Here is a 16919-nt window from a genome sequence, read left to right on the forward strand (position 1 = left end):
GCGCCCTACGATCGTGTGCGTCGGGCCGGAAGACTCATGCGTTGCCCGTGCGCAACACCAGCAAGCAGCCGTCGACCAAAGGAAGTTCGACGAAACCATGGCAACTCCTGCCGTTCGTCAGGCTGTTCGCGCCTTCGTCAGGCGTACTTCCTCGACCCCCAGCAGGCCGAGCAGCGGAACCCTGACGGTGCGCTGCTCGGGATCGACGACGAGCCCTGAGCTGCGGATCCGGTCCAGCAGCAGTTCGGCGAGCGGCATCACCATGTGCCGTCCCCAGCAGCGCTCAGAGGCATGCCCGAAGGGCAGATAGCCCGGCGTGGCGTCGGGGTCGAGTTCCTCCCAGCGCTCGGGCCGGAACGCGGCCGCGTCCTCCCACCGGGCCGGGTCGCGGTGCGAGAGCAGCGGAAGTAGCAGGACGTCGTCGTCGTCCCGGATCCGGCTGTCGATCGCGGGGTACTCCGGGGAGGCGTTGCGGAGGATGTTCCACGAGGGCGGCAGCAGTCGCAGGGCCTCGTAGATGATGTCGCGGTTCGACGTGCTGTCGTCGAAGGGGGAGCCGAGCCACAGTGCGTTCGCGACGAGCGTCGAGACCGTGAAACACACCGGGGCGGCCGCTCGCCGGTAGACACCCATCGCGTACCTGCGGTCCTGGTAGCCGACGGCCTCGGCCGCCCGCCCCGCAAGACCGGTGAGGTGGGCGCCGGGGCGCGGCCAGCCGGGCAGCGCGGCGCCTGCGGCGATCACGGACCAGGTCAGCTTGGGTGTCAGTTCGAGGTTGCGGCTCATCAATATGCGCAGACGGAGGGGGTCTTGGCCGAGGATGAGGTCCCTCAGGAAGAGGTGTCCGGTGAGAGGCCAAGGACCCGACAGGTCGACGTCCGACGGCAAGGGGCGCTTCAGCGCCTCGCGGACGTCGTTGCCTACCGTCCGGGTGACCGAGGAGGCTTCGTTGCGCGAGATCGAGCGGCCGTGCAGGGGCTTGAACGTCGGCCGCTCGGTCTCCGTCGCCCGGCGCGCGGCGAGGATCCGGTCGGCGACGTCGTATCCGGCCACTCCGACGGTGTCGCTCTCGAGGCGGAAGACGTCCTGGCCCAGGTGGGCGTCGAGCAGGGCTGTCAGTCGCGGGGCGAGCACGGTACGGCGCATGCGCGGCACGGAGGTGAGCGACACGGGTTCTCCGGTGGCGGTGGGGGTCGGAACCCCCGCTGTACGGCAGTCGGCGTCGGGCGTCTGCTCGCTGCCACCGCACAGCGGGGGCGGGTGGAGGCGTGCCGGGTCAGTACCAGAGATACCAGGCGTTGGCCTTCAGGGACTTTCGGGCCGCGGCCTTGTTGCGGATGGCGAAGAGAAGCTTCATCACTGCACCCCCTCTCAGGGCGGTCGGAAGACACGCGACGGGTGCCGGGGTGAGCCGGTGAAGATCGCATGCCGGTGGCGCGGTGAACCTTCCCTGCCGTGATCAACGGCCAATCCACCAATTCACCGAAGAGCGTTTCGCATATCCACCTTCAGACTCTGCATTTCCCTGCGCACGCAGTGCTCTGCGTGAACCGTGTGCGGCCTCGAAGGGTCGCCGCGTTCGCCCTATGCACTGGTCGCGGCGCTGCGGGTGAGACCGGGAAAGGGGGTGGTGCAACATGCGGGATCTCGGAAGGCGTCGTTCCCACCGCGGCCAGTTTGGCCGGATGGGGAGCCCTCACTGCCGAGCAGGCAGCGCTCTGACCTGCGCGCGAAAATGGCCGGGAGGCTCTCCATCAGCGAACGACTCAACGCATGGCCGGCGCTGGTCCACGAGGATCTGGCGCCCATGGTCGACTACGTGAACCGGCTGGTGCAGGTCGGGGCAAGTACACCCTGGACGAGCCCTTCGAGGCCGGCTGGGGGAAACATCGTTCTCGATGTCACCCCCCGCGGACTCCGGACGCCGACCTTTCGGCGCCGGGGAGTCACCTTCGAGGTGCACTACCGACTGCTGGACAGTGACGTGGTCGTCGAGTCCGCAGACCCTCGCCGGGCCATCGTGGCGTTCGGCGAGGCCGTCTACGAGGCGGCCGTGGAAACAGCGGGCTGGCCGGCCGACGTGATCGGATCCCGCTGCGACGGCTGGCGCATGCGCACGACACCACCGGCGGCGGTCCGGGGCCGGGATCAATGAACCGACGGTCGCCGGAGGCCCCGACCCGCGTCTTCATTCCTGGACGAGCCCGGCCAAGTGGTGCAGCGAGTTGGTGAGATGCTCCGGGCCGAACGGCGGGAACTGGATGTACTCCCGGATGTGCTGCGGCACCGCCGACCAGTCGTAGGTGAGCGTGACCTCGGTCTCGGACGGACCGAGCGGCGCAAGGTCGTAACGCCAGATCCAGCCGCCGAAGTCCAGCTCTCCGTCGTCCTTGCGGTATCCCGTCAGCCAGCCGATGGTGCGCGGCGGGCCGAGTACCTGGACCTTGTTGACCGTCTGGTAGCCACCGTCGGGATGGTTGGGGTGGTACATGTCCATCCGGAAAATCTGCCCCACCTCGGTCAGCGGCGCCCGGTCGACGGATCGCCGAACCCAGCCGGTGCCGTCGATCGCGGCATGGGCCGTCGGGTCCGCCAGCACGGCGAACACCCTCTCAGCGGGCGCGGCCACGGTCAGGGTGGCGCTCACGTTGTCCTCGGCCATGGTGTGCGCGCTCCTTGTCAGCTCATCTCGGGCTCCCGCAGACACGGAAGTGGGGGTTCCCCATATGCAGACGAGCCGGCGAGGCAGAACTCATCGGTCGTGCGGGCTGGACCCGCTCCCAGGGCACCACTGGCGACCGCAGGCGCCGATCCCTCAACGCCGCGCGTGGCGGATCTTCAATCGGCCGAACCCCATGGTCCCGGAGATCCGGATCCGCGGGCCGCCCGTGCCGGAGTGCCGCGGGGGCTTGTAGCGCAGGTCCTTCCATCCCGTGTGCAGACCCTCTACGTCGACGATCGCGTCGCGAGGCACCGTGATCTTGGCCTTGCCGGTGCCGACCTGGAGCTCGATGTCGACTGTCGAGTGCTCGAAGGCTGCCCGGGACAGGTCCAGGCGCACACTTCCGAAGGCGGACTCGACCTTGAGGTTCCGAGGAACCTTCCATGCGCCGCGCCGTTTGATCCGTCCGCCGAGGGCGCCGATCGTGGACGAGGTGCCCGGGTCCTCCTCCGGGAGCGAGGCGAGAGCCGGCGCGAGCTCGCGGTGCGTCCTGGCGGTGAGGACCTGCTGCAGACGGCCGTCCATGTCCTCATGCGAGATGTGCCCTTCGGCGTACGCCTTCTGCACACGTTGCACGGCTGAGTCGCGGTCGTCTTCGCTGATCGGGCGTGCCGGATTTTCCTGCGGGAGAGTCACCGTTTCACTCTAGTGTCGGGAATTCAGCTGCCGCCGAGGAATCCACGCGGCCAAGGCCCACCCCCGGGAAAACGGTCTGCGCCTATCCCCATTGAGCAGGCGGAACGCGACTAGTGTGCACCCCTGACAAAACGTCACGAAAGGAATCGCTCATGGTCTCTCGACTCAATCCGTACATCAGCTTCGCCGGTGACGCCAAGCAAGCCATGGAGTTCTACAAGAGCGTTTTCGGCGGCGACCTGTCGATGAACACGTACGGAGCGTTCGGTTCCGAGACGCCCCCCGGGTACGCCGACAAGGTCATGCACGGCTTGCAGGAGGCCCCGAACGGCTTCATGCTCATGGGCGCAGACAACCCGCCGGGCATGGAGCTCAAGCAGGGCAACAACTTCTCGGTGAGCCTGAGCGGCGACGACGCCGACGAACTGCGCGGCTACTGGGAGAAGCTGTCGGCCGGCGGCAATGTGGCGGTCCCGCTGGAGAAGCAGATGTGGGGTGACGTGTTCGGCATGTGCACCGACAAGTTCGGCGTCACCTGGATGGTCAACATCAGCGAGGCCGGCGCCTGACCCGCATCGCCCAGAAGCGGAACCGCGCGAGTGCCTCGGTGAGGTCGCCGGAGCCGCACGCCGCGTGGAAGGCCTTCTCGGAGGTCCATGCCCAGACCCGGTCACGCGGCATGCGGTTGATGTACCGACGGGGTCCCCGCCCTCCTCCAGGGCACGGGCCCGCGGTGTCGCGTCAGCTGCCCCTGCGCATCAGCAGACGCCCCTGGCGGAACCGTTCGCCCTCCCGCGGCTCGCGCAGCATCCGGCCCACCTCGGCGAAGCCGGCCTCGGCGGCCATCTTCGCCAGGTCGTCGATCGGCCACCGGTAGGCCGTCACCACCTTGTGGTCGAACTCCGTGACCGGATCGCCCCCGGACTCGAAGAAGCCGAGCAAGAGGTGGCCGCCAGGCGTGAGTACACGGCGGAACTCGTCGAAGTACGAGGGCACGTCCCGCGGCGGGGTGTGGATGACCGAGTACCAGGACACGATGCCGTTCAGCGAGCCGTCGGCCAGGCTCAGCGCGTCCATGGAGCCCACCTCGAACCGCAGGTCCGGGTAGGTCTCGCGAGCCAGGTCGACCATCACCGGCGACAGGTCGACGCCGAAGACATCGAGGCCGAGGTCCCGCAGGTGCGCGGTCACACGTCCCGGGCCGCAGCCCAGCTCGGCCACGGGCCCGCCCTCGTTCGTCCGCGCGAGTTCGGCGAACGCGGCGAGCACCGCGCGGTCCAGCGGCTGTGCGTCCAGCGCATCGCGGGTGACTTCGGCGTAGAGGACGGACACGGCGTCGTAGGCGTCCGCTGTCGCATTGCGGTGTGAGGGAGTTTCAGTCACAAGCGACGAGACTAGAGCCTTGCCTTGTCGCGCCGACAAGTGCCCCGTCGCACGGCCCTCCTCCCGCGTCCACCCCCTGCGTGGCCCAACCGCCTTGCCCTGCAAGCCGTTTGGCGACGGCCGGCGTGTGAGGCGGCCGCCACTCACATCGGTCACCGGCCCCTACTCGCGCCTGTTCGGTGCGCACGCCGCGTCAGTGGGTGGTCGATCGCTTCGACCAGCCAGTCCAGCTCCGCCTGGTCTCCGCGTACGGGATTCGAGAGCTTCCCGACGCCGTCGACGGTGATCTCGACCACGTCCCCGCCCCGCAGGGTGAAGTCGAGTCCCGGCACGATGCCGGTGCCGGTGCCGGTGGACAGCACCGCGCCGTCGGGGAACGGCTGGGAGTGCCAGAGATGGTCCACCAGCCCTTGCGGAGGACGGTGGAAGGAGGCCGTGGTGGTCGTCGCGTCATAGGCGACGGCGCCGTCGCGCCGCACCTCGAGGGCAATCTTCAGCGCGGTCGCGTCCTCGATCTCCCAGAAGGGCGCTATGCCCGAGGACACCGCGGCGCTTCCGGCATAGATCTTGGCCTGGGGCAGATAGCGGGGGTTCTCGCCCTCGATCGACCGGGAGCTGACGTCGTCCACGATGCCGTGATGTTCAAGCAGTTCCTGCAGAGCAAGGCGATCGGCATCTGCCAGATCGACGCCTGCCGGCTCGGCGGCATGAACGAGGCGGTCGCCGCCCTGCTGCTCGCCGCCGCGCACGACGTGCCCGTCTGCCCGCACGCGGGCGGAGTCGGCCTGTGCGAACTGGTGCAGCACCTGTCTCTCGACGTGCGCCGGGGTGACGGCACGTTCGTCACGGATCTGCGGCCGGACCGGCCGGTGCGCGCCATCGGCAGCTTCCTGGACCTCGCCAACGACACCGGTCTCGACGAGATGCTGGAGTGCCGCAAGGTCATCGAGCCGAGTGCCACCGCGCTCGCGGCGACCCGGATCGACGCGGCCACCCTCGACGCCCTCCACCAGCGCATCGAGCGCATGAGAACACTGCACGACCCGGAGGAGCTGGTCCGCGAGGACCTCGCGTTCCACGCCGACATCGTCGCCGCGACGGGCAACCGCACCCTTGAGTCGCTGCTCTCCTCCGTCACCCAGCAGACGGCCAGGGCCCGCATCTGGCGAGCGCTGATCAAGTCCGACGTGCTCGCCTGGACCCACGAGCAGCATATGGACATCTACCGCGCCCTGCGCGCCCACGACAGCCTGGCCGCCTTCACGGCGGCCAACCGGCACGTCAACGATGTGGACGCCTGGGTGCGTGACCGCCTCGACGCGGTACGGGATCGCGCCTGAGGGAGCAGGGCGCTGCCGCCACTCGTCGTGTCACGCATGCCCCAGGACGACGAGCGCGACCAGCAGCACCGTGACAGCGGCGCTCATTCCGTGGGCGACGACCGCGGTGAGCGGGAAGTTCCGTTCAGCGGTGGCATGCCCCTGCGAATGTCTCCCCCTGCTGGGCAGCCAGCGGAAAAGCATCATGAAGCCGAAAGCGGCCACGATCAGAACGACAGCACAAGCGGCCCAGGCGGAGCCGCGCGCGTTACCGATGAGGTACGCCGTCCAGGAGGCAAGTCCGGCGACAGCGAGCGCGATGTGGCCGAGGACGAGCCACAGCGGCAGCCGCGTCACGCCCGGCGTGCGCTGTTGCAGCCCTCCGTGGCGGATCCACACCGTGGCCAGATATCCGCCCAGGCTCGCGGTGACCAGCCAGACACACAGCACGGCGACACGCATACGCTCCCCCTCGGCATCCGTTGCCCTTTGACCCAGCACAGCGCACCGCGGGGACGACCGTTCAGACGTCCATTCACCAATTCACTCGTAGGGATGAATAGAGGCGCTAACTCCCCCGAACTCACCAGCCCGACCCGTTACGGCGTCAGGCATCAGGCATCGGTGCCGGCGCAGTCGTTCACTGTGATTGGCTGCGGTGTATGGGTCTCAGACGACCGTTCCGCAGTCCGACCGGGGACGGTGTCCCGGCGCCGAAGGCGGCGCCCCCGTTCGACCCCGAACTGAGCGTCGTACTGGCGGACTTGGGCAAGGAGCCGAGGGAGCCGCTCACCCCGGACAATCTTGCGGCCCGGCAGCAGCAGGATGCCGCGGCCCGGCCCAGGCCAACCGCCGAGGACCTGCGCGCTGACGGCCGTTTCGACGTGACGGAGTTGCGCGTACCGGGACCGCCCGGCGGGCCGGAGGTCACGCTCGTGAGCGCCCGGCCGTCCGGGCTCGTCGGACGGCTGCCGCTGCTGTACTACATGCACGGCGGCGCGATGGTCATGGGCAACGCGTGGTCCGTGCTTCCGCGGATTCTCCGCGAGTGGGCTCAGCCGCTGAACATGGCCGTGATCTCGGTCGAGTACCGGCTGGCGCCGGGGGCGCAGTACCCGGCGCCGCTGCAGGACTGCTACGCGGGGCTCGTCTGGGCTGCCGCGCACGAGGCCGAACTGGACATCGACCCGGACCGCGTCATCATCGGCGGCAAGAGCGCCGGTGGCGGGCTCGCCGCGGCCCTCGCCCTGCTGGCCCGCGACCGCGGCGGTCCCGAGCCGCTGGGGCAACTGCTGCTGTGCCCCATGCTCGACGACCGCGGCAGCACCTTCTCCAGTCGACAGATGTCGGGCCTCGGGCTCTGGGACCTCACCTCGAACGCCACCGCGTGGCAGGCCCTGCTGGGCGATCGCTACGGCGCCGAGGACCTGCCCCCGTACGCGGCCCCCTCCCGCGCCGAGGACCTCTCGCACCTCCCCCCGGCGTATATCGATGTCGGGTCGGCAGAGATGTTCCGGGACGAGGGCGTCGCCTACGCGAACGCCATCTGGCAGGCGGGCGGCCAGGCTGAACTGCACGTATGGCCGGGCGCCTACCACGGCTTCGACAGCGTGGCGCCTAAGGCGACCTTGAGCCAGGACGCGCGCAACGCCCGCACCCGCTGGCTCCAACGCCTGCTCGCCGACCGCCGTACCTGAGCCCCATGCCCCAGCGCTCGCGCCACGGCACCGGCTTGGGGGGAACAAGTCAGCGAGCTTGGAGAGTTGGTATGCCACGGCTCGACCACTATCCAGCGAATGGAACAGAATGTTCCGTTCGGGACGATATCTTGACGGCATGTCAATGTACGGTTTTGTCGGGACCTCGGCTGGATCGACCACGCGGCGACAGCGCCGAGGCGGCCCACCGCTGGACCTGATGCACGGAACGGGGGTTGAGACCCCGTGTCACTGATGCGCCCGGCGCTCACCGTCCCGAACACCCGCACCCGATCCCCTCTCGTGTCCCGCCACGACTGGGAGGGCTACCGCTGCGAGTCGCGGCTGGTGCGTGCGGCCGCGCCGCGTATCGCGCCCTTGGTGCTGGTCGGCGGTGCGTTCCAGACCAAGGAGAGTTGGGGTCGTCTGGAACGTGAACTGCTCACGCACGTGGACGTGTTCACTGTCGACCTGCCGGGCTGGGGTGCCGGGAACGTCCTCCCCGACCGCCATGGCGCGGACTTCCTCGCGGACGCCCTGGGTCACATGCTCGACGAGTCGGGTCTGACCTCTGTCAATCTCGTGGGCGGTTCGTACGGCACCGCGATCGTCTACCGCCTCGCGCAGCGGCGGCCCGAACTCGTCGAGAGGATGGTACTGGTAGGGACCATGACGTCCATTCCCGGGCACGCCCGGGTCGCCATGCGCCGGACTCTGGACCTGCTTGTGGACCGGCGTATGGAGGAGTTCGCCGAGGAGACCGTCGCGTTCATGGTCAACGCCGACCGGATCGACTCCGTCACCGCAGGCTCCCGGGTTCGCCGCTTCCTGATGCGCCGGATGCTCAACCTGAGCGAGGAGGACGTCGCGAAACACCTGGCCAACACGATGCGTCTGCTCAGGCACGAGATGCTCGACACGAGCCGGCCGCCGGCCATGCCGGTGCTGGTCGCCACCGGGGAGCACGACACGTTCACCACTCCGGACCTGTGCCGGGACCTCGCCGCCACGTGCTCCGACAGCTGGTTCACGCGGGTGGCCGACGCCGACCACATGCTTCCGCTGGAGCGGCCGGTCGAACTCGCCGACCTGATCACACACTTCCTGGCGGACGAGCCGTTAGAACAGCTCACGTACTGCCGCGGGGTGGAGCGGACTTCCCAGCCCTGCCCAGCACGGTGAGTACGCCCGACGGCGTCCCCGGCAGTACGTGGTCATGTGACTCTCGGTCCGCGTGCTCGTTGGTGGCGTATGGAAAGACGTGAGTCGCAGCAGCCCAACGGCTCGGCAGGAACTCCGGGTTGCGCGACTCCGGTTGAAAGGGGACCCGCACTCGATGCGCATCCAAGCCATCACGGTGGGTTCGACCGGTTCGGTCGCCCCCTACACGGGCCTCGCACACCGGCTGTTGACCGAGGGGCACACCGTCGAGATCGTCACCCACGCCAAGTTCGCGCCGATGGTTGCCTGCTGCGGACTTCGCATGGAACCGCTCGAAGCCGATCCCTTTGAGTCACTGATCGGCGCCCACAGCAGCCTCAGCAGCGCAGGGCATCCCTCGAACGCCCTTCGTTCACCCCAGCGCCGAGCACTCAGGTCGCTCAAGTCGCTACGGTCACTCGTCCGGACGACCGAACAGGCCATGCTCTCGTTGGTGGACGCCATCCTCACCGCCGTGGATCCGAAGGCCGACCTCATCCTGCTGTCCACCATGGCGGCCCCGATCGGCGCGGCCATCGCGCGCCACCACCGCATTCCCACCATGGGCGTCTTCCTTCAACCCGACGTGCCCACAACAGAGTTCGCCCCGTGCACGATGGCCTGGCAGAGCCCGGGCCGCACCAACCTCCTGCGGGGCCACGCCTCCAACGCCCTCTTCGACACCCTGTACCACACGGCCAATCGCGCCGTCCACGCCCGCCTGGGTGTCGACCACCGCAGCGCCCATCGTCTGCGCAGCGTCCGCGAGCGCAGTCAGTGGCCGATCTGGCACGGCTACAGCCCCTGGGTCGTTCCACGTCCGGCGGACTGGCGGCCGGGACTGCACGTGGCCGGCTACTGGTGGCCGCACGAGTGCCCGAACTGGCAACCACCCACTCTGGTAAGGGACTTCCTGGCCGCCGGACCACCCCCAGTACTCATCGGTTTCGGAAGCATGATGCCCGGCGAACCCGAGGAGCTCGGTCAGATCGCGGCGCAGGCGCTGCGCCGCGCGGGGCTGCGTGGGGTCGTCCAGTCGGGCTGGGCCGGCCTCTCTGTGGTCGACGACGACGTCATCACCGTCGACGAGATCCCGCACAGCTGGTTGATGCCGCAGACGGCGGCAGTGGTCCACCACGCGGGCGCCGGCACCACGGCGGCCGGTCTTCGGGCGGGGGTTCCTGCGGTACCGGTCCCGGTCATGACCGATCAGCCCTGGTGGGCCGCCCGCCTTGTGCAACTCGGGGTGAGCGCGAAAGCACTGCCCTGCACCGAACTGACCGCCGCACGATTGGCCGACGCGCTCACCCGGACGACCCAGGACCGTGCGCTGTCACGGAACGCCGCGGCAGCGGCCGTACGCCTTGCGCAGGAGGACGGAGCGGGGGCCGTAGCCCGCGCGGTCGCCGCGCTCGACTGATCCGCGTCAGCCCGCGCGTGCGCCGGCCCAGCGCTCGCCCGGACACACCGAACTGAGCAGGGCACCCACCACCTTTGGCTTGAGGACCCCCTATGACCCGACCAGCCCCGCCATCACACCTCGCCACCTCGTCGACCGCACCGGAACACAACAACTCGCGCCCCAGCACCTCCATGCCACCGCTGGACGCCTGGATGCACCGCCAGCAGAGCAGCGGCGGCTCCAACATGACAGCCGCACTGCTCGCCTGGTTCGAGGGGCCCCCGCCCACGCTGCCAGCCCTGCGCTCCTTGGCCCGGTACCGCCTGGCACCCTACGAGCGGCTACGACAGATGCCGAGCGCAGCCGGTCCCACGGAGGACAGCTGGCCGATGTGGTCGACCGGCCCGCACTTCGAGGCCGCTCACCACATCGTCGAAAGCCCCGGCGCCGCCACGACGGAACTCGAAGTGGACATCGCAGCCCTCTTCACTGCGCCACTCGACCCCCGCCGCCCACCCTGGCAGTTGCACCTCGTCCCCACCACGGGCGGCTTCGTTCTCCTGCTCCGCGCCCACCACGCACTGCTCGACGGCAGATCGATCGCCACGTTGCTCCGCGCCCTGTTCGACGAGACCGCCGGCCTACGCCCTCCGCGAGTCGGCGGCCCTGCGACAGCTGACACGCCCTCCCGAGGCCGTCAACTCTCCTGGACTCTGGGCGACTTGCTGCCCAAGGCCCGCCCACTGCCCTTTCACGGTCCCGTGGACCCTCACCGTGTCCTGTCCTTCCGCCACGTGCCGCGCAAGGAACTCGACGCCGCCCGCGCCTCGTTGCGCTCCGCCGCGCCAGCCGAACGCGCCTCCACCAACGCGGTCTTCCTCGCCGCCACCGCCGGAGCGCTGCGAAACCTGGGCGTCACCGGCCGCTCCCTACCGACCTTGCCCGGCATCTACGCCCTGGTCCCCGTCGACGTACGCACCAGCGAGCAATCACAACTCCTCGGCAACCACTACGCCACGGTCCGGGTACCGCTCCCCCAGCGGGGGGACGCGAGGGAGAGACTCGCTGCCGTCGACTCCTTCATCCGGCGCGCCGCGATCGGAGCCAGGGCCCGCGCCCAGGCCGCCGTGGTCTCCTCACGACCACGCAAGATCACCCCTCTGAGCAACGCAGCCGGCCGTTACGTCGACTCACCTCGCTACTTCTCCCTTCTCTGCAGCAGCGTGTCCACACACGCAGGTGAACTCGCCCTCGGATCAGCGCGACTCACCGCGATGGCAGCCATCCCTCCACTCGGCCCGGGCCACCCCCTCGCAGTCACCGCCATCCATCACGGCAGCACCTCCGTCGTGACCGCCGTCACCGACCACAACCATCGTGACCTGGCGCAACCACTCGCCGAACGAATCCATGACGAGATCCGCATCCTGGCCAACTGAGCGTCTCGAGGAAGACGGCTTCAGCCAGTTCGGGTGAAGTCGCTGCGCCGCAATCCACGTGTACGTGCCCCGCGCCGGTGCCGACTCCGCGGCTCGCGTCAGGCAGTGGTCGTCGACGCCTGGAAGTAGTGCCCCTTGTCGAGGTCTTCGAGGAGGCCGGGGTGGGCCGGCTCCCAGGCGAGCAGTTCGCGGGTCAGCGTGTTCGACGCCGGGGCGTCGATGCCGATGAAGGCGGCCAGCCAGGCGAAGTGCTCGGCGGCGTTCTCGGGAGCCACGGACGTCACCGGCACGTCGAGGTGACGGCCGATCACTTCGGCGATGTCGCGGAGCGCGACCCCCTCCTCCGCGACGCCGTGCAGCACCGATCCTGCGGGGGCCTTCTCGGCCGCGAGGCGGAACAGGTGGGCGGCGTCGAGTCGGTGGACGGCGGGCCAGCGGTTGGCGCCGTCGCCGGCGTAGCCGGAGACACCCTTGGCGCGGGCGGTCGCGACCAGCGTCGCCATGAAACCGTTGTCCCCGTCACCGTGGCAGGTGGGAGCGAGCCGCACCACGGACGAGCGCACGCCCTGCGAGGCGAGGTCGAGCACCGCCTGGGCGGTGGCCACCCGGATGGAGATCGGCGAGCCGTCGTTGGTGGCCGTGTCCTGCTCGGTCGACACGCGCCCGGGCGCGAGGCCGGCCACGCCGGAGGCGAGGACGAAGGGCCGGTCGGTGCCGGTGAGCGCGGCGCCGATGGTGTCGACGGCGCGGCGATCCGCCTCCGCCGCCCCCTGGAAGTCGCCGGAGAAGGCGATGTCGTGCTTGAAGGCGAGGTGGATCACCCCGTCCGACGCGGCGGCCGCGTCACGCAGTACGTCGAGGTCGTCGACGGTGCCCCGGACGACCTCCACCCCTGCGGCGGTGAGCGCAGCGGCGGAGGCGTCGGAGCGGGCCAGCCCGACGACCTCGTGTCCCGCGTCGATGAGCTCGGGAACGACGGCGGAGCCGATCCAGCCGGAAGCGCCGGTCACGAAGATGCGCATGAGGAACCCCAAAGAGTCGATGGCAGATGCTGCCATGGTGATGTCAGTGCCTGTCATCAACGCTACACCTGATGTCATTCACTGTCATCACGTAAGATCTGCGCATGGGTAGATGGGAGCCGAACGCGCGTGGGCGTCTGGCGAACGCGGCGTTGGAGCTCTACAGCGAGCGCGGGTTCGAGCAGACGACCGTGGCGGAGATCGCCAAACGGGCCGGGCTCACGGAGCGCACGTTCTTCCGGCACTACGCGGACAAGCGCGAGGTCCTTTTCGCCGGCTCCGGCGAGCTGGAGGAGGCGTTCGTGAAAGCGGTGGCCGACGTGCCGAAGTCCGCGGCGCCGATCGACGCGGTGGCCGTGGGCCTTGACACACTCGCCGAGTTCTTTGTCGACCGCCGCGACTTCGCGCGGCGGCGGCAGGCCGTGATCATGGCGACCGCGGAACTCCAGGAGCGCGAACTCATCAAGCTCGCCTCGATGTCAGCGGCGCTCGCCGACACTCTGCGCCGACGGGGCGTGGCGGAGCCGGCCGCGAGCCTGACCGCCGAGGCGGGGGTCGCCGTCTTCAAGGTGGGCTTCGAGCGCTGGATCGGCGCGGCAGAGGAACGTGAGATGTCGCGGTTCATGCGGGAATCGCTGGACGAGCTCAGGACGGCGCTGACGGGCAACTAGCCCGCCTCTTTTCTCCGTCACGCGCCTTTCCGGCGTACACGCAGGTTGTGCTTGCGTGCCCATCTCAGTACGTCGGCGAGTACCGGGAAGCGTTCGTGGAGTTGCTGGGCGTTGCGGTCGAGTTCCTCCATGAGGCGCTGTGAGCGGTGCTCCGTGTCGAGTTCGGCGAGGATGCGGTCGATCTCGGTGAGCAGGGCCCCCTGCAGTTGCCACTGGCGCGGGTCCTCCTGGACGGTGTCCAGAAGCAATCGTGCGACGTGTTCGCGCTGGGCGTTGGCGGCGCCGAGATGGCTGACCAGGCGGTCCTCGGCCGTTTCCGACTCCGAACTGGTTCCGGTGGAGACGAGTACGGCGAAGCTGACCAGGGCGTCCGCGACGTGCCCGAGCAGATCGCGCATCGCCATCGACACCTCGGGTTCCAGCAGCCACTCCTCTTCACGCTGTTTGGCCAGGTCCGTCAGAGTCCGGGCGATGACGCGCAGCACGACGGTGCAGATTTCGAGTGTGTCGAGGCCGGTCCGCAGGACCACGCGGTGCAGTCGCCCCTCCCGTACGCGCGGATTGAGCCGGAGGCTGTCCTCGGCCTGCCGCAGGGAGGCGTCCACTTCGGCGATGTCCTGATCGAGGCGCCGCGCCTCGTGGAGTCGTTCCGCGGCGAGTGGCCAGGGGGTCTCGGCGTCGAGCTGGTCGCTGAGTTCGAGGAGCAGGCGGCGCATGCGGCGGGCGAGGTCCTCCAGGGCGTCGCCCGCCGTGTCCACCCAGAGGGGTGGGGCGAAGAACAGGTTGAAGGCGAGCCCGGTCAGGGCTCCGATCAGGGTTTCCAGTACGCGGTCCCATGCGCTCGATGCCACTTGGGTGACGCCGAGTACGAGCATGGCGCTGATCGCCACCTCGGGCACGAACTCGTCCGCGCGGACGAAGGGCCCGATGGTGAGGGACGCGAGGATGATCAGCCCCAGGCTCCACCAGCTCAGCCCCACCAAGGCGCTGAACCCGATGGCGATGAACACTCCGACGACAACGGCGTTGATGCGGCGGAGGCTCATCTTCACGGTCGCGTACAGGGTCACCTGCACGACGAGGAGAGCGGTCAGGGGCGCGGTCAGCGGAACCGGTTCGCGGCTGAGGCGCAGGGCGATGACATAGGCGATCGTCGCGGCGACGGTGGCCCGTAGCGTCTGCACGGCGACCGGGTGCCTCAGCCGTTTCACGAGCCGACTGCCACGGGGGACACGGCTCAGCAGCTTCACCAGCCGCTCGGGTACCAGACGCATCTTCAGTCCCTTCCCCGATCCGTGCGGCACCTCCCGGCCGCCTAGACCGCCCGGGTCATGCCGGACGAGATCGAGGGAGCTCGGCGCTCGCGCTTCATGCCCATATCTGTTTACTTCGCCGCGCCATCCCCGTAGCATCCCTGAAAACGCAGAGGCTCGGACATCAAACGGATGTAAATCCACATCCGTGGAGAGCCTCTCACTCTTCGCCTCCAGAAAGAGGGTCACCTCATGCCGCAGCGCACTGTCGTCATCGGTTCGCGCACCGGGCTGCACGCCCGCCCGGCTTCCGTCTTCGTCCAGGCCGCCTCGAAGCAGCCGGTCAAGGTGACGGTGGCCCGTGAGGGGCAGAGCCCGGTCGACGCACGAAGCCTGCTGTCCGTGCTCGCGCTCGCGGTGAAGCAGGGTGATTCCGTGGTGCTCACAGCCGAGGGCGACGGCGCGGACGCCGCCATAGACGAACTGGCCGCGCTCGTGGCGACCGACCTCGACGCCAGGGAGTAACAGTCAGATCGTCGCCATCTCCGTGCGGGACGGACGCCTCGACGGCATCCACGCGATCCTCGACCCCGACAAGCCCAGACGCGTGGGGGCAGGTCGTCGATGGCTGCCGTCGGCTGTCGACCGGCGGTGGGCGCCGGAACTCACCGCGCTGATCACCGACGGCGAAACCGCACCGGTACCGCGCCCCATCCACACGCTCCCGAACCGGCACCGTTGGGACCGCATGCCCGGGGTGACGCTCCTCCGTGACGCCGCGCACCTCATGCCGCCGTCCGGCGAGGGCGCGAACCTGGCGATGCTCGACGGCGCTGACCTCGGGCGGGCGATCGCCGCGCACCCCGACGGCCTGGAAGCGGCGCTCACCGTCTACGAAGAGGCGATGTTCCCGCGCAGCGAGTCGGAAGCCGCGGATGCCCACCGGCTCATGGCGCTCTGCCTCGACGACCGGGCACCGCACAGCCTCATCGACTTCCTCACCGGCTGAGATGATCCGCGGCGCGGGCCGGTTCAGGACGGGGCGCCGCTCAGGACTTCCACCTTGCCGGTGTCGAGTGAGTAATAGGCGCCGACCACGGCGAGGTCGCCCTTCTTCACGAGTGGGGAAAGGTCGTCGTTGGTGCGCAGATCGGTCGCGGTCAGGGTGACCTGCGCGCGGGCCATGGTCTCGACGGGGTCGGCGCCGCCCTCGCGGACTGCCTGCCGATACGCCGGTTCCAGAGCCTTGACGATCGCCTGCAAGTTGCCCGGCAGGGGTTTGCTGTCACGCAGGGACTCGTACGCCGCCTTGACCGCGCCGCACCGCTGATGGCCGAGGACCACGATGAGCGGGGTGCCGCTCGTCATGGGCCCGTATTCGACAGAACCGGTGACGACCGGCCCGATCGCCTCCCCGCCCGTGCGCATCACGTAGAGGTCGCCGAGCCCGGTGTCGAAGAGGAGTTCAGGCGGCACGCGGGAGTCGATGCACGAAAGGACCGACCCGTACGGCTCCTGTTGCTGAGCCACCAGCTCACGACGGTCCGGATCCCGGTCGGGGTGCTGAAGGTCCCCGCTCACCCAGCGCTTGTTGCCCTCCATCAGCCTCGTGAATGCCGCCACGGACGTGGTCGGCGGAGGCAGCGGCGAAGTGCTGGACGGTGTGGTGACGGCGCTGGTCGTCGGTGTGCACCCCGCGAGCGCGACCGTGGCACTGGCGAGTGCGCCGGCGAGCAGAACTCTGCGATTCGGAGACTCTGCTGTGTCCATCGGTCGTTCCCCTCGGTGCTGTGTACCGCTCGCACACGCCCATGCGTCCTGACAGGGGCGATTGTGCTGCCAGGTACGGGTGAAGTGACGGCAGGCGCGAGCGGGCGCGCGGCACATTGCCACCGGCGGGCTAGGGGCTTTCGTTCGGCCCAGGCTGCGAACGCGGCCGACGAGATGGTCGTGGGTTCGCTGTCCATCAGCGTGTACAGCGCGGGGCAGCTGGGCGGCAACTGAGCCACACGTCCGTGGCGGGCTCGAGCGTCCGGCATGCGGAGTCAGGTTCAGTCGTGCGGGTGGGCCGACGGTGGCGGGCGTGGGTGTGGAGGCGAGGACGAGCGGGATGTGGTCGGCGCCCTGTTCGGGCGCGATGCCCGGCGTGTCACCGACGGCGCGTCCGGCGCGCTC

Annotated in this window: 20 protein-coding genes and 1 pseudogene; 10 read left to right on the plus strand and 11 right to left on the minus strand. The window is 69.2% G+C overall.

Translation table 11 applies throughout. The features are described from left to right. Positions 1-117 precede the first annotated feature (117 nt). Positions 118-1170 carry a cytochrome P450 gene (locus tag OG456_RS41675; protein WP_266570280.1) on the minus strand — a complete coding sequence of 351 codons (1053 nt, stop codon included), beginning with the start codon at positions 1168-1170 and terminating at the stop codon, positions 118-120. A 106-nt stretch (positions 1171-1276) separates the two neighbouring features. Continuing rightward, complete coding sequence (locus OG456_RS50935) at positions 1277-1357, minus strand: tryptorubin family RiPP precursor (RefSeq protein WP_353963518.1); 81 nt, start codon at positions 1355-1357, stop codon at positions 1277-1279. Between the two features lie 378 nt (positions 1358-1735). Between OG456_RS50935 and OG456_RS41680 the strand changes: the two genes are divergently transcribed. Further along, positions 1736-2155 (plus strand): DUF5996 family protein, encoded by a 420-nt coding sequence (locus tag OG456_RS41680; RefSeq protein ID WP_266570281.1) that lies wholly within the window; start codon positions 1736-1738, stop codon positions 2153-2155. 33 nt (positions 2156-2188) lie between these two features. On the opposite strand, the gene OG456_RS41685 is transcribed toward OG456_RS41680, so the two are convergent. Further along, the gene (locus tag OG456_RS41685; RefSeq protein WP_266570282.1) at positions 2189-2662 is read right to left on the minus strand and encodes an SRPBCC domain-containing protein; all 474 of its coding nucleotides are present in this window, start codon (positions 2660-2662) and stop codon (positions 2189-2191) included. A gap of 153 nt (positions 2663-2815) precedes the next feature. Beyond that, a complete protein-coding gene (locus tag OG456_RS41690) occupies positions 2816-3358 on the minus strand; it encodes a DUF1707 domain-containing protein (protein WP_266570283.1) in 543 nt (180 codons plus the stop codon). Between the two features lie 152 nt (positions 3359-3510). Here OG456_RS41690 and OG456_RS41695 point away from each other — a divergent pair, with 152 nt between their 5' ends. Further along, complete coding sequence (locus tag OG456_RS41695; protein ID WP_266570284.1) at positions 3511-3927, plus strand: VOC family protein; 417 nt, start codon at positions 3511-3513, stop codon at positions 3925-3927. On the opposite strand, the gene OG456_RS41700 is transcribed toward OG456_RS41695, so the two are convergent. From OG456_RS41700 to OG456_RS41710, 3 genes are all read right to left on the minus strand, one after another. Next, the gene (locus OG456_RS41700) at positions 3908-4039 is read right to left on the minus strand and encodes a hypothetical protein (RefSeq protein ID WP_266570285.1); all 132 of its coding nucleotides are present in this window, start codon (positions 4037-4039) and stop codon (positions 3908-3910) included. The genes OG456_RS41695 and OG456_RS41700 overlap by 20 nt on opposite strands. Before the next feature lie 60 nt (positions 4040-4099). Beyond that, positions 4100-4741 (minus strand): class I SAM-dependent methyltransferase, encoded by a 642-nt coding sequence (locus OG456_RS41705; RefSeq protein WP_266570286.1) that lies wholly within the window; start codon positions 4739-4741, stop codon positions 4100-4102. Between the two features lie 152 nt (positions 4742-4893). Next, positions 4894-5370: a fumarylacetoacetate hydrolase family protein gene (locus OG456_RS41710; protein WP_266570287.1), complete on the minus strand. Its 477-nt coding sequence runs from the start codon at positions 5368-5370 to the stop codon at positions 4894-4896. A gap of 9 nt (positions 5371-5379) precedes the next feature. On the opposite strand from OG456_RS41710, the gene OG456_RS41715 reads away from it, so the two are divergent. Next, complete coding sequence (locus OG456_RS41715) at positions 5380-6081, plus strand: FadR/GntR family transcriptional regulator (RefSeq protein WP_266570288.1); 702 nt, start codon at positions 5380-5382, stop codon at positions 6079-6081. 30 nt (positions 6082-6111) lie between these two features. Here the strand turns inward: OG456_RS41715 and OG456_RS41720 are convergent, their stop codons facing one another. Then, positions 6112-6522 (minus strand): hypothetical protein, encoded by a 411-nt coding sequence (locus OG456_RS41720; protein WP_266570289.1) that lies wholly within the window; start codon positions 6520-6522, stop codon positions 6112-6114. 200 nt (positions 6523-6722) lie between these two features. Between OG456_RS41720 and OG456_RS41725 the strand changes: the two genes are divergently transcribed. From OG456_RS41725 to OG456_RS41740, 4 genes are all read left to right on the plus strand, one after another. After that, positions 6723-7757, plus strand: a complete 1035-nt coding sequence (locus OG456_RS41725; RefSeq protein ID WP_266570290.1) for an alpha/beta hydrolase — start codon at positions 6723-6725, stop codon at positions 7755-7757. 255 nt (positions 7758-8012) lie between these two features. Then, a complete protein-coding gene (locus OG456_RS41730; protein WP_266570764.1) occupies positions 8013-8939 on the plus strand; it encodes an alpha/beta fold hydrolase in 927 nt (308 codons plus the stop codon). Positions 8940-9093: 154 nt separating this feature from the next. Further along, positions 9094-10377 carry a glycosyltransferase gene (locus OG456_RS41735; RefSeq protein WP_266570291.1) on the plus strand — a complete coding sequence of 428 codons (1284 nt, stop codon included), beginning with the start codon at positions 9094-9096 and terminating at the stop codon, positions 10375-10377. Positions 10378-10469: 92 nt separating this feature from the next. Beyond that, a complete protein-coding gene (locus tag OG456_RS41740; RefSeq protein ID WP_266570292.1) occupies positions 10470-11798 on the plus strand; it encodes a wax ester/triacylglycerol synthase domain-containing protein in 1329 nt (442 codons plus the stop codon). A 98-nt stretch (positions 11799-11896) separates the two neighbouring features. Here OG456_RS41740 and OG456_RS41745 read toward each other — a convergent pair whose 3' ends face one another. Further along, the gene (locus tag OG456_RS41745) at positions 11897-12820 is read right to left on the minus strand and encodes an SDR family oxidoreductase (protein ID WP_266570765.1); all 924 of its coding nucleotides are present in this window, start codon (positions 12818-12820) and stop codon (positions 11897-11899) included. A 104-nt stretch (positions 12821-12924) separates the two neighbouring features. Between OG456_RS41745 and OG456_RS41750 the strand changes: the two genes are divergently transcribed. Beyond that, a complete protein-coding gene (locus tag OG456_RS41750; protein ID WP_266570293.1) occupies positions 12925-13491 on the plus strand; it encodes a TetR family transcriptional regulator in 567 nt (188 codons plus the stop codon). Positions 13492-13508: 17 nt separating this feature from the next. Here the strand turns inward: OG456_RS41750 and OG456_RS41755 are convergent, their stop codons facing one another. Next, positions 13509-14765: an aromatic acid exporter family protein gene (locus OG456_RS41755; protein ID WP_266570294.1), complete on the minus strand. Its 1257-nt coding sequence runs from the start codon at positions 14763-14765 to the stop codon at positions 13509-13511. Between the two features lie 231 nt (positions 14766-14996). Here OG456_RS41755 and OG456_RS41760 point away from each other — a divergent pair, with 231 nt between their 5' ends. After that, positions 14997-15269, plus strand: coding sequence for an HPr family phosphocarrier protein (locus tag OG456_RS41760; protein WP_266570295.1), 273 nt, complete (start codon positions 14997-14999; stop codon positions 15267-15269). Positions 15270-15396: 127 nt separating this feature from the next. Then, a pseudogene (locus OG456_RS41765) lies at positions 15397-15753 on the plus strand (FAD-dependent oxidoreductase); the annotation flags it as partial. A gap of 23 nt (positions 15754-15776) precedes the next feature. Here OG456_RS41765 and OG456_RS41770 read toward each other — a convergent pair. After that, positions 15777-16514: a carbonic anhydrase gene (locus tag OG456_RS41770; RefSeq protein ID WP_266570296.1), complete on the minus strand. Its 738-nt coding sequence runs from the start codon at positions 16512-16514 to the stop codon at positions 15777-15779. Between the last annotated feature and the right edge of the window lie 405 nt (positions 16515-16919).

The sequence above is a fragment of the Streptomyces sp. NBC_01446 genome, assembly GCF_026340095.1.
In the GTDB taxonomy this organism is placed as follows: domain Bacteria; phylum Actinomycetota; class Actinomycetes; order Streptomycetales; family Streptomycetaceae; genus Streptomyces; species Streptomyces aureus.

What these genes read in the sequence shown, in the direction of transcription:
- OG456_RS50935 (WP_353963518.1), bottom strand. Translation starts at nt 1,357, where the DNA reads ATGAAGCTTCTCTTCGCCATCCGCAACAAGGCCGCGGCCCGAAAGTCC.
- OG456_RS41680 (WP_266570281.1), top strand. Translation starts at nt 1,736, where the DNA reads ATGGCCGGGAGGCTCTCCATCAGCGAACGACTCAACGCATGGCCGGCG.
- OG456_RS41685 (WP_266570282.1), bottom strand. Translation starts at nt 2,662, where the DNA reads ATGGCCGAGGACAACGTGAGCGCCACCCTGACCGTGGCCGCGCCCGCT.
- OG456_RS41695 (WP_266570284.1), top strand. Translation starts at nt 3,511, where the DNA reads ATGGTCTCTCGACTCAATCCGTACATCAGCTTCGCCGGTGACGCCAAG.
- OG456_RS41700 (WP_266570285.1), bottom strand. Translation starts at nt 4,039, where the DNA reads ATGCCGCGTGACCGGGTCTGGGCATGGACCTCCGAGAAGGCCTTCCAC.
- OG456_RS41715 (WP_266570288.1), top strand. Translation starts at nt 5,380, where the DNA reads ATGTTCAAGCAGTTCCTGCAGAGCAAGGCGATCGGCATCTGCCAGATC.
- OG456_RS41720 (WP_266570289.1), bottom strand. Translation starts at nt 6,522, where the DNA reads ATGCGTGTCGCCGTGCTGTGTGTCTGGCTGGTCACCGCGAGCCTGGGC.
- OG456_RS41725 (WP_266570290.1), top strand. Translation starts at nt 6,723, where the DNA reads ATGGGTCTCAGACGACCGTTCCGCAGTCCGACCGGGGACGGTGTCCCG.
- OG456_RS41730 (WP_266570764.1), top strand. Translation starts at nt 8,013, where the DNA reads ATGCGCCCGGCGCTCACCGTCCCGAACACCCGCACCCGATCCCCTCTC.
- OG456_RS41735 (WP_266570291.1), top strand. Translation starts at nt 9,094, where the DNA reads ATGCGCATCCAAGCCATCACGGTGGGTTCGACCGGTTCGGTCGCCCCC.
- OG456_RS41740 (WP_266570292.1), top strand. Translation starts at nt 10,470, where the DNA reads ATGACCCGACCAGCCCCGCCATCACACCTCGCCACCTCGTCGACCGCA.
- OG456_RS41745 (WP_266570765.1), bottom strand. Translation starts at nt 12,820, where the DNA reads ATGCGCATCTTCGTGACCGGCGCTTCCGGCTGGATCGGCTCCGCCGTC.
- OG456_RS41750 (WP_266570293.1), top strand. Translation starts at nt 12,925, where the DNA reads ATGGGTAGATGGGAGCCGAACGCGCGTGGGCGTCTGGCGAACGCGGCG.
- OG456_RS41755 (WP_266570294.1), bottom strand. Translation starts at nt 14,765, where the DNA reads ATGCGTCTGGTACCCGAGCGGCTGGTGAAGCTGCTGAGCCGTGTCCCC.
- OG456_RS41760 (WP_266570295.1), top strand. Translation starts at nt 14,997, where the DNA reads ATGCCGCAGCGCACTGTCGTCATCGGTTCGCGCACCGGGCTGCACGCC.
- OG456_RS41770 (WP_266570296.1), bottom strand. Translation starts at nt 16,514, where the DNA reads ATGGACACAGCAGAGTCTCCGAATCGCAGAGTTCTGCTCGCCGGCGCA.